9 protein-coding genes are annotated in these 10,510 nt (G+C 61.7%); 6 read left to right on the top strand and 3 right to left on the bottom strand.

All coding sequences use genetic code 11. The annotated features are described in order from the left end of the window. Window positions 1-135 precede the first annotated feature (135 nt). The 6 genes from EOA36_RS15880 to EOA36_RS15850 all read left to right on the top strand — a co-directional run bounded on the left by EOA36_RS15880 (window position 136) and on the right by EOA36_RS15850 (window position 9,015). A complete protein-coding gene (locus EOA36_RS15880; RefSeq protein WP_127278440.1) occupies window positions 136-2,013 on the top strand; it encodes an extracellular solute-binding protein in 1,878 nt (625 codons plus the stop codon). Between the two features lie 14 nt (window positions 2,014-2,027). Continuing rightward, window positions 2,028-3,896 (top strand): extracellular solute-binding protein, encoded by a 1,869-nt coding sequence (locus tag EOA36_RS15875; protein ID WP_127278439.1) that lies wholly within the window; start codon window positions 2,028-2,030, stop codon window positions 3,894-3,896. A gap of 279 nt (window positions 3,897-4,175) precedes the next feature. Next, window positions 4,176-5,270 (top strand): microcin C ABC transporter permease YejB, encoded by a 1,095-nt coding sequence (locus tag EOA36_RS15865; protein ID WP_127278437.1) that lies wholly within the window; start codon window positions 4,176-4,178, stop codon window positions 5,268-5,270. Further along, window positions 5,270-6,415 carry an ABC transporter permease gene (locus EOA36_RS15860; RefSeq protein WP_127278436.1) on the top strand — a complete coding sequence of 382 codons (1,146 nt, stop codon included), beginning with the start codon at window positions 5,270-5,272 and terminating at the stop codon, window positions 6,413-6,415. The genes EOA36_RS15865 and EOA36_RS15860 overlap by 1 nt, the downstream gene beginning before the upstream one ends. Next, entirely contained in the window at window positions 6,412-8,043 is a 1,632-nt protein-coding gene (locus EOA36_RS15855; RefSeq protein WP_127278435.1) for an ABC transporter ATP-binding protein, read from the top strand. Before EOA36_RS15860 ends, EOA36_RS15855 begins: the two co-directional genes overlap by 4 nt. 30 nt (window positions 8,044-8,073) lie before the next feature. Continuing rightward, complete coding sequence (locus EOA36_RS15850; RefSeq protein ID WP_127278434.1) at window positions 8,074-9,015, top strand: glyoxylate/hydroxypyruvate reductase A; 942 nt, start codon at window positions 8,074-8,076, stop codon at window positions 9,013-9,015. 13 nt (window positions 9,016-9,028) lie between these two features. Here EOA36_RS15850 and EOA36_RS15845 read toward each other — a convergent pair whose 3' ends face one another. The 3 genes from EOA36_RS15845 to EOA36_RS15835 form a co-directional block, all read right to left on the bottom strand. Then, complete coding sequence (locus tag EOA36_RS15845) at window positions 9,029-9,556, bottom strand: AAA family ATPase (RefSeq protein WP_127278433.1); 528 nt, start codon at window positions 9,554-9,556, stop codon at window positions 9,029-9,031. Between the two features lie 33 nt (window positions 9,557-9,589). Beyond that, window positions 9,590-9,949 (bottom strand): hypothetical protein, encoded by a 360-nt coding sequence (locus EOA36_RS15840; protein ID WP_127278432.1) that lies wholly within the window; start codon window positions 9,947-9,949, stop codon window positions 9,590-9,592. Between the two features lie 100 nt (window positions 9,950-10,049). Beyond that, window positions 10,050-10,510: methyltransferase domain-containing protein (locus EOA36_RS15835; RefSeq protein WP_127278431.1), on the bottom strand; the 461-nt coding region annotated here is incomplete at its 5' end.

The raw sequence follows: 10,510 nt of genomic DNA, 5'->3' as shown, positions 1-10,510 counted from the left end.
GGTTCAGCCCGGCTTTTTTGTTGGGAAAATGCGCGGTGCGGCGACAAAGCCGGCGCATTGCGGTTTTCACGAGCGTCAAATCATCTAGGATCGCCCTTCTGGATGATCTGGCACGCATCGCGAAAGGGAGAGTGCATGACGGTTGGCCGAACGCTTCTCAAGTCGCTGCTGGCGGCGGCCCTGCTGGTGGCAGGGTTGCAGACGACCCGGGCCGACGAGTGGCGGACAACCTCATCGCTGATCGGCCAATCCAAATACGGCGACAATTTCCAGCACTATGACTACGTCAATCCGAACGCGCCCAAGGGCGGCACGCTGAATTCGGTGCTGCTCGGCACTTATGACAGCTTCAACCCCTATGTCGTCCAGGGATCGCCTGCCGCGGGTCTTGTCGGCTTCGGCGGCGGCCTGCTCTACGACACGCTGATGGAACAGGCGACCGATGAGGGCAGCGTCAGCCATCCCCTGATCGCCGACGCCTACAAATACCCGGCTGACTATTCCTCGGCGACTTACCGGCTCGACCCGCGCGCCAAATGGCATGATGGCCAGCCGATCACCGTCGACGATGTGATTTGGTCGTTCCAGGTGCTGAAGGCCAACAGCCCGCAATACAGCCGCTATTTCGAGAACGTCACCGATGCGGTCGCCATCTCCGATCGCGAGGTCGAATTCCATTTCAACCAGAAGGGCAACCGGGAACTGCCCAAGATCATGGGCGACCTTGCCGTGCTGCCGAAACACTGGTGGGAGGGCACCGATGCCAGCGGCAAGAAGCGCGATGTCACCAAGCCGACGCTGGAAATCCCGCTCGGCTCGGCCGCCTACAAGATCGCCAGCTTCAAACCCGGTTCGGAAATCGTCTGGCAGCGCGTGCCGGACTATTGGGCGGCTAAGCTGCCGGTAAAGATCGGCCGCGAGAATTTCGACACGCGCCGATACACCTACATCCTCGACGACAATGCCGCCTGGCTTGCCTTCACCAAAGGTGGGCTGGAAGACATCAACCGCGAATACAGTTCTCGCAAATGGGCGACGGCCTATAATTTCCCGGCCATCCAGGCAGGCGACGTCGTCAAGAAGGACTTCCAGACACAGTCGCCACAGCCGATGCAAGGCTTTGTTCTCAACCAGAGGCGGCCGCTGTTCCAGGATCGGCTGGTCCGCGAAGCACTGACCATACCATTCGATTTCGAGAGCATGAATCGCACGCTGTTCTTCGGCTTCAATACCCGCACATCGAGCTATTTCCAGGGTACCGAACTGGCGTCCAGCGGATTGCCGCAGGGCAAGGAGCTGGAGATCCTGGAAAAATACCGCGACAAGCTGCCGCCGGAACTCTTCACTCAGGAGTTCAAGCTGCCTGTCTACGATTCGCCGCAAGCGGAGCGGAAGTATCTGAAGCAGGCCGTCGATCTCTTCGCCAAGGCCGGATGGGTCATCAAGGGCGGCAAGATGGTCAACGCCAAGACAGGCGCACCGTTCAAGTTCGAGATCCTCGGCTGGAACGACACAGATCAGGTGATCGCCAGCCCCTACATTGCCAACCTGCGCAAGATCGGCGTCGACGCTACCCTGCGCATCATCGATCAGACGCAGTACATCAACCGCGTGAACAATTTCGATTTCGATGTCGTGACGGGTCTGTTCGGCCAGTCGGAGTCGCCCGGCAACGAGCAGCGCGATTTCTGGAGTTCCAAGGCTGCCGACGCGCCCGGTTCGCGCAACCTGATGGGCATTAAGGATCCTATCGTCGATGCGCTGGTCGATCGCATCATCTTCGCCACCGATCGCGATGATCTCGTCGCCGCCACCCACGCACTCGACCGCATCCTGCTGTGGAACTTCTACGTGGTGCCGCAATATTACCGTTCCGCCGTCTGGCTGGCCTATTGGAACAAGTTCAAGTTCCCCGACAAGCAGCCTGCCTATGTCGGCGCCGATATCGATTCCTGGTGGGTCGATCTCGACAAGGAAAAAGCGCTGGCGGCCAAATACAAAGGCGGTAATTGATGGGGCGGCAATCGATGACGGCCCTGCCCCGCCGCGACTTTCTCGCTCTTGGCGCAGCTGCCACTGCCGCCGCCTTGTTGCCGGGCAAGGCTTTCGCAAACATTGCCACCGGGATCAAGCTGCACGGCCTGTCGGCCTTCGGCGACCTCAAATACAGACCGGATTTTGCGCATTTCGACTATGTCAATCCGGACGCTCCCAAGGGCGGCCAGATGAATTTCACGCCGCCCAGCGCAACCCTCAATCAGAGCTTCCTGACTTTCAACACACTGAATTTCCTGGTGTTGAAAGGAGAGGCGCCGCCGCGCGCCGAACTCTGCTTCGATTCCCTGATGGCAAGCGCGCTCGATGAGCCGGATGCGGTCTACGGCCTGCTTGCCGAGTCCGTCACGCTGTCGCAAGACCGCAACGGCTTCCGCTTCGCGCTTCGGCCGCAAGCGCGTTTCCATGACGGCTCGCCGCTGACCGCCGAAGACGTCGCCTCCGCGCTGAAGCTGTACAAGGACCAAGGCCACCCGAACCTTTCCAAGGCGCTGCGGCATATGACGGAGGCGGTCGCGGTCGATCCCGTCACCCTTGCCCTGACCTTCAATGGCGAACAGTCCGCGCAAAACATCCTAGCGGTCGTCGGAATGCCGATCGTGTCCAAGGCCTTTTATACGGCCAACAATTTCGATGCCTCAACGATGACACCGCCGCTTGGCTCGGGGCCCTACAGGATCGGACGCGTCGCGGCCGGACAGACTGTCGAATATGACCGCGTGGCCGACTATTGGGGCCGCGATCTCCCGGTGAACCGCGGTCTGTACAATTTCGACCGTATACGCATCGACTTCTATCTCGACCGGCAGGCGGCATTCGAGGCCTTCAAAAAGGGCGATACGCATTTTCGCGAGGAATTCACCGCGCGTGTCTGGGCGACCGGATACGACTTTCCAGCGTTGAAGGACGGCAAGGTCGTCAAACGGGAATTTCCCGGCGAAAAGACGCCGGACATGCAGGGCGTCGCGCTTAACCAGCGTCGCCCGCAATTTCGCGACGAACGGGTGCGACGAGCGATCGCCAGATGCTTCGATTTCGAGTGGATGAAGCGGGCGTTGTTTTACGGCTCTTACGAACGCGCTCAATCGAATTTCGAACGGTCGGATTACAAAGCCGAAGGCCTGCCCTCGCCTGAGGAATTGGCCCTGCTGGAGCCGTTCCGAGCCGAGTTGCCGCCAGAGGTCTTTGGTGAAGCCGTAACGCAGCCCCTCTCCGACGGTTCGGGCCATGACCGCAAGCAGCTGGGCGAGGCTTCGCGGTTGCTTGCGCAAGCCGGCTGGAAGCGCGCGGGCAGTTTCCTCGTCAACGACAAGGGTGAGCGGCTGCGGGTTGAAATGCTGGCGGAGGATGATGGCATCGTTCGCATCTACACTCCGTGGTCCGAGAATATGAAGGCGATCGGAATCGACGCATCGACCAGGCAAGTCGATTCAGCGCAATATGAACAGCGGCAGAGCGATTTCGACTTCGATCTCAACATGCTCCATTGGTCGATCGGAGCGACACCGACTGATGACGGGCTGGAAATGCTCTATGATTCCCGGATGGCTGACACACCGGGGCAGCGCAATTATCCGGGCACGAAAAGCAAGGCCATCGACGCGCTGATCGTGGCGGCCGGCAAGGCGCAAAGCCGCGCAGAACTCGTCGCGGCGCTGAGAGCGCTCGACCGGATCTTGCGCGCGCGGCTAGACTGGATTCCAACATACTATCTGGCGAATCACCGCGTCGCCTATTGGGACATGTTCGGCTTTGTCGAGCAAAAGCCCGATTTCGGCTTTCCGGTCGAGGCGCTGTGGTGGTTCGATAAGGGCAAGGCGGCAAAAATTGGCAAAGGCTGAATTTCTTGCGGGCGTTGGCGCTGCCCCTCACCTGCCTGCCGGCATCCTCTCCCCGTATAGTGACGGGGAGAGGGGTGCTCTGATCAGTGATTTCGCCAACTACAAGCGTCGCGATAAGAGCGCCGAGATCATGGCCAGCCCCTTTCTCCCCATCCCTATACGGGGAGAAATGTCCGGCAGGACAATGAGGGGCGGCGCCGGCGTCGACAATTGGCCTGACGCGACTGCCTTGGGGGTGCCGCCGGACACGGTGGCTCTCCCTGAGGAGGATACCATCTGATGGGCGCCTATATACTGCGCCGCATCCTTTTGATGATCCCGACGCTGTTCGGCATCATGGCGATATCCTTCGCCGTCATCCAGTTCGCGCCTGGCGGCCCGGTCGAGCAGGTCATCGCCAAGCTGACCAACCAGGGCGGCAGCGACCGCCTCGGCGGTGGCGGCGGCGATGCGGGCGGTTCCAATTTCGACGCTGCCGGCGACGTCAGCTCGAAATATCGCGGCGCCCAGGGCCTCGACCCGGAATTCATCAAGAAGCTGGAGAAGCAGTTCGGCTTCGACAAGCCGCCGCTCGAGCGCTTCGGCATGATGCTGTGGAATTATGCCCGGTTCGATTTCGGCAACAGCTATTTCCGCGATATTTCGGTGCTCGACCTGATCCTTGAGAAAATGCCCGTTTCGATTTCGATCGGGCTCTGGATCACGTTATTGTCCTATCTGATCTCGATCCCGCTCGGCATCCGCAAGGCGGTCAGGGACGGCACCCCCTTCGACGTCTGGACCAGCGGCGTCGTCATTGTCGGCTATGCCATTCCGGGCTTCCTGTTCGGCATTCTTCTGATGGTGCTGTTTGCCGGCGGCTCGTTCTGGGACTGGTTCCCGTTGCGCGGCATTGTCTCCGACAATTGGGATCAGTTGTCGTGGCCGGCCAAGATCGCCGACTATGCCTGGCACATGACCTTGCCGCTGACGGCGCTGGTGCTGTCGGCCTTCGCCACGACGACGCTTTTGACCAAGAACTCGTTCCTGGAGGAAATCCGCAAGCAGTATGTGGTGACGGCGCGCGCCAAGGGCCTGTCGGAACGGCAGGTGCTTTACGGCCACGTCTTCCGCAATGCCATGCTGATCGTCATCGCCGGCTTCCCCGGTGCCTTCATCTCGGCCTTCTTCACCGGCTCGCTGCTGATCGAGAATATCTTCTCCCTCGACGGGCTCGGCCTGCTCGGCTTCCGGTCGGTGGTCGAGCGCGACTATCCCGTGGTGTTCGCCAACCTCTACATCTTCTCGCTTCTTGGCCTGTTCATCGGGCTCCTGTCCGACCTGATGTACACCTGGGTCGATCCGCGCATCGATTTCGAGCGGAGAGACGTCTGATGTCGGAGGCAAGCGTTACCGCCGGTGTCTTGCCGGAGCGGCTCCCACGGCCGTTCCTGTCGCCGCTCAACAAGCGCCGCCTGCAGAATTTCAAGGCCAACCGGCGCGGCTACTGGTCGCTATGGATCTTCCTCATCCTGTTCGTGCTGTCGCTGTTTGCCGAATTCATCGCCAACGACAAGCCGATCATCGCTTCCTACAAGGGCGAAATCCTGTTTCCGGTGATGGTCGCTTACCCCGAAGAAAAATTCGGCGGCTTCTATGCGGTCACGGATTACCGCGACCCGGTGATCCAGGACGAAATCAATGCCCATGGCTGGATGATCTGGCCGCCGATCCGCTATTCCTACCAGACCGTCAACAACGCCATCCCGGAAGCGGCACCCGCCAAGCCGTCCTGGCAATACGACGCCAAGACGCGCTGCAACCAGTATCCGCAAGGAGCCGATGACCCAGCCTGCAATGCCGGCAACTGGAACTGGCTCGGCACCGACGACCAGGCACGCGACGCGCTGGCGCGCGTCATCTACGGCTTCCGCATTTCGGTGCTGTTCGGCCTGATCCTGACCGCCGGCTCGGCTCTCATCGGCGTTGGGGCTGGTGCCTTGCAAGGCTATTTCGGCGGCTGGACGGATCTGCTGTTCCAGCGCTTCATCGAGATCTGGTCGGCCATTCCGGTGCTCTATCTGCTGCTCATCGTCGCCGCCATCCTGCCGCCCGGCTTCTTCATCCTGCTCGGCCTGATGCTGTTGTTTTCCTGGGTGGCGCTGGTCGGGGTGGTGCGGGCGGAGTTCCTGCGCGCCCGCAACTTCGAATATGTCAACGCGGCGCGCGCGCTCGGCGTACCCAACCGCACCATCATGTTCCGGCATCTGCTGCCCAACGCCATGGTGGCGACATTGACCTTCCTGCCCTTTTTGCTGAGCGGATCGATCTCGACGCTGACCTCGCTCGATTATCTCGGCTTCGGCCTGCCGCCGGGTTCGGCCTCGCTCGGCGAATTGCTCAAGCAGGCGCAGCGCAACCTCAACGCGCCTTGGCTCGGCATATCCGGTTTCGTCGTCATCTCGCTGATGCTGTCGCTGCTGGTTTTTGTCGGCGAGGCGACGCGCGACGCCTTCGATCCGCGCAAGACGTTCAAATGAGCGGAGCGCCCTTGCTCAGCGTGCAGGACCTCAGCGTCGCCTTCAGCCAGGGCGGCGGCCAGTCCGTTGCCGTCGACCACATCTCGTTCGACATCGCCAGGGGCGAGACGGTGGCGCTGGTCGGCGAATCCGGCTCCGGCAAATCGGTCTCGGCGCTGTCGGTGCTGAAGTTGCTGCCCTACCCCAGCGCCAGCCATCCGTCGGGCAAGATCCTGTTCCAGGGCGCCGACCTCTTGGCCATGAGCGAGAAGCAATTGCGCCAGGTGCGCGGCAACAAGATCACCATGATCTTTCAGGAGCCGATGACCTCGCTCAATCCGTTGCACACGATCGAGCATCAGATCGTCGAAATCCTGAAGCTGCATCAGGGCATGGGCGACCGTCCGGCCAAGGCGCGCACGCTGGCCCTGCTCAACGAAGTCGGCATTCGCGATCCGCAAAAGCGGCTCGACGCCTATCCGCATCAGCTTTCGGGCGGCCAGCGCCAGCGCGTCATGATCGCCATGGCTCTCGCCAACGAGCCGGAACTGCTGATCGCCGACGAGCCGACGACGGCGCTCGACGTCACGGTGCAGGCACAGATCCTCGAACTGCTCGCGGGCCTCAAAAGCCGCAAGGGCATGTCGATGCTGTTCATCACCCATGACCTCGGCATCGTGCGCAAGATCGCCGACCGGGTCTGCGTGATGACCAAGGGCAAGATCGTCGAGACCGGCCCGACCAAGGACATCTTCGCTAACCCGCAGCACCCCTATACACGCCACCTTCTGGCCGCCGAGCCGAAAGGCAAGCCGCCGGCCGCCAATGCCGACGCCAAGCCTGTCATGACCGGCAAGGACATCAAGGTGTGGTTCCCAATCAAGCAGGGCTTCTTCCGGCGCACGGTCGATCATGTGAAAGCGGTCGACGGCATCGATGTCACGGTGCGCGCCGGCCAGACACTCGGTGTGGTCGGAGAGTCCGGTTCCGGCAAGACGACGCTCGGCCTGGCGCTGGCGCGCATGATCTCGTCGACCGGAACCATTCAGTTCAACGGCCGCGACATCAACCAGCTCACCTTCAACGCCATGCGGCCGCTCAGACGCGAACTGCAGATCGTCTTTCAGGATCCGTTCGGTTCGCTCAGCCCGCGTATGTCGATCGCCGAGATCATCGAGGAAGGCCTGAAGATCCACGAGCCGAAACTGTCGCCCGACGAGCGCGACGACAAGGTCGCCGCCGTGCTGAAGGAAGTCGGCCTCGACCCGGCGACCCGCAACCGCTATCCGCACGAATTTTCCGGCGGCCAGCGCCAGCGTGTCGCCATCGCCCGCGCCATGGTGCTCAACCCGCGCTTCGTCATGCTGGACGAGCCGACATCGGCGCTCGACATGAGCGTGCAGGCGCAGGTCGTCGATCTCCTGCGCAATTTGCAGGCCAAGCACGACCTCGCTTATCTCTTCATCAGCCATGACCTCAAGGTCATCCGGGCGCTGGCCAATGACGTCATCGTCATGCGCAACGGCCAGATCGTCGAAGCCGGCCCTTCCGAACAGATTTTTGGAAATCCGCAAACCGACTATACTCGGGCGCTGATCTCGGCCGCCTTCAAGATCGAGACGGCTCCGACAGGCGCGGTCAGCGAGTGATCCGCACAAGGAAGGATTGAACGAACCGCGATGGAAAAAGGCCGTATCCTGCTTGCCGTCACCGGCTTTCATCCGCAACGCTGGCGCGACCTGTTGTCGGCCGAGCGCGAGGTGGTGCTGGAGCCGGACGGCGCCAAGGATCCTTCGATCACCTACGCGGTGGTGTGGAAGCACAAGCCCAATTTGATGTCGTCGCTGCCCAATCTGCGCGCCATCTTCTCGATCGGCGCAGGCGTTGACCATATCTTCGCCGATCCCGGCCTGCCCGACGTGCCGATCGTCAAGGTCGTCGCCGACAACCTCACGCAGTACATGACCGAGTACGTCGTCTGGCGGGTTCTCGACCATCACCGCCAGGGCCTGCTCTACCGGTCGCAGCAGCTGAAGAAGACCTGGCACGAGCCGCTGCAGCGGCCGGCCGGCGACATTTCCGTCGGCATCATGGGTCTCGGCAGCCTCGGCCGGGCCGCGGCCTCGGTGCTTCTGTCACTCGGCTTCGCGGTCAATGGCTGGTCGCGCAGCGACCGGCCGATGAAGGGCGTGGCGACCTATTCCGGCGAAGCAGGCCTGATCCCGTTCCTCAATGCCACCGACATTCTGGTGGTGCTTCTGCCGCTTACTCCAGACACGCAAGGCATCATCAATTACGGCGTGCTGAAGGAGTTGCGCAAGCGCAACGGCCTTGGCGGCTCGGTGCTGATCAATGCCGGGCGTGGACGTCTGCAGAAGGACGCCGACATCATACGGGCGTTGGACGACGGCACGCTGAAGGAAGCGAGCCTCGACGTGTTCGAGGTCGAACCGCTGCCCAAGACCAGCCCGCTGTGGACCCATCCGAAAGTGTTCGTGACGCCGCATGCCGCGGCGACCTCCGATCCCGTGCACCTGGCACCGACCATGCTGCGCCAGATGGATGCTTTCGAGCGCGGCGAAAAGCTCGACAATCTGGTGGACCGCAAGGCGGGATATTAGCAGGGCGTTACCCTCATCTGGGCAAGTCCCACTCCCGGAAGCATTCCTTGATTGCCCGGACCGACGACAGTTGCAGCTTCGGCAGATCGATCTGCTCGAACATTGTCCGGTATCTCCGGCGATTTTTCGGCGTGGTCACGGCGATGTGGTGGATCATGTCCCATTTGATGCTGTCGCGCCCGCCTGCCAAGCCACCGCGCCTGTCCCTCTCGAACAGGGTTCGCCTGAAATAGCGCAGCAGACTTGCGGAGGTGGAGATGTCCAGCAGGATCAATCCCGTCGCCCGCCGGAAGCGTTGCGGCATGCAAACCGAGTAGTTTCCGTCCATCACCCACCGCTCGCCAGCGATCGCGGCGTCATGCAGGGCAATGAACTCGTCCTTCGGACGCTGCACCCAATCCGTGTGGGGCAGGTGAAAGAGCAGATCGAGATGAATGGGTGTCAGGCCGCGCTTGCGCGCGATCGCGTCGGCGAGCGTCGACTTGCCGCTGTTGGACGGCCCCAGGATACAGATGCGGTCGCCGAGGTCCGAGAGGTTCACCGGACGGAGCCTTGCTAATGGACGGTTGGATTATCAGCCAGGCAGAGCGAACTTCTTCTGCTTGTCCGGCTTGCCGCAGTCGCGGCGGTCGATGGACCGGTTCATGGCATCGATCTCGCCCGACGCCTTGTCGCTGTCGCGCTGGGCCTTGGAGCGCATGTCGGGCGTGAACGGACCGAAGCCCATGGCGGGATTGGAGAAGGTCGGCTTGGCGGTCGTCGGGAGATTGTATTGCTGCGCCAATCCGTTGCGCTGCGCCAGCAACTGATCGCATGGCACGCTGTCATATTGCAGCGAGGATTCGATGTTGGCATCCTGCCGCTCGGACGCTGAATTGCCGACGCAGCCGGTGGTTGCCAGGCAAGACGCCAAGATCATCATGTTCCAGCGCATCGAAGTGCTCCTCCTGGTATCCCGCCCTGATGCGACCAGATCGCAAATATCAGTCGCGCACGCAAATCGGACTTTTTCGCAGCAGTGCAACGAGCTGGCCTCACACGGCCTGAGCTTTCCGTGCCACGACGGCCAGGCCTTTGACAGGCTCTCGGCGATCCCAGCGGATGGTTGTCGGTTCCAGCGCGACGATCGAGAGACCGTTGGCCTCGAGGGTCCGTCCGACATAGCCATCCGAATGGGCGTAGCGCCGCGACGGCTGCAGCGCGAAGTCGCCGCCATCCACGAGGCTCTCGACGGAAAAGGCAAACAGGCCGCCCTCGGCGAGCAGGCCGGCGACCGCTGCCACCAAACCTTCGAGCCCACCGATGTAAATCAGCACGTCGGCTGACGTCACCAGATCGGCCTTGCCGCCCGAATAGGAAAAATCCTGCAAATCCGCTTTTGTCAGCGCGTCATAGATATTTTTTGCCCGCGCCTTCCTCAGCATCCTTGCCGAGATATCGACCCCCTCCAGCCGGTCGACGATCGGCCTCAGCCTCTCGCCCATCAGTCCGGTGC

This window comes from Mesorhizobium sp. M8A.F.Ca.ET.021.01.1.1, from assembly GCF_003998025.1.
GTDB lineage: Bacteria > Pseudomonadota > Alphaproteobacteria > Rhizobiales > Rhizobiaceae > Mesorhizobium.
Note: the sequence above shows the minus strand (reverse complement) of the source record. Positions and strands in the feature narration are given on the sequence as shown.

Bases quoted from the DNA above. Each gene is read 5' to 3' on its own strand.
- EOA36_RS15865 (WP_127278437.1), top strand. From the start codon at position 4,176: ATGGGCGCCTATATACTGCGCCGCATCCTTTTGATGATCCCGACGCTG.
- EOA36_RS15880 (WP_127278440.1), top strand. From the start codon at position 136: ATGACGGTTGGCCGAACGCTTCTCAAGTCGCTGCTGGCGGCGGCCCTG.
- EOA36_RS15860 (WP_127278436.1), top strand. From the start codon at position 5,270: ATGTCGGAGGCAAGCGTTACCGCCGGTGTCTTGCCGGAGCGGCTCCCA.
- EOA36_RS15850 (WP_127278434.1), top strand. From the start codon at position 8,074: ATGGAAAAAGGCCGTATCCTGCTTGCCGTCACCGGCTTTCATCCGCAA.
- EOA36_RS15875 (WP_127278439.1), top strand. From the start codon at position 2,028: ATGACGGCCCTGCCCCGCCGCGACTTTCTCGCTCTTGGCGCAGCTGCC.
- EOA36_RS15855 (WP_127278435.1), top strand. From the start codon at position 6,412: ATGAGCGGAGCGCCCTTGCTCAGCGTGCAGGACCTCAGCGTCGCCTTC.
- EOA36_RS15840 (WP_127278432.1), bottom strand. From the start codon at position 9,949: ATGCGCTGGAACATGATGATCTTGGCGTCTTGCCTGGCAACCACCGGC.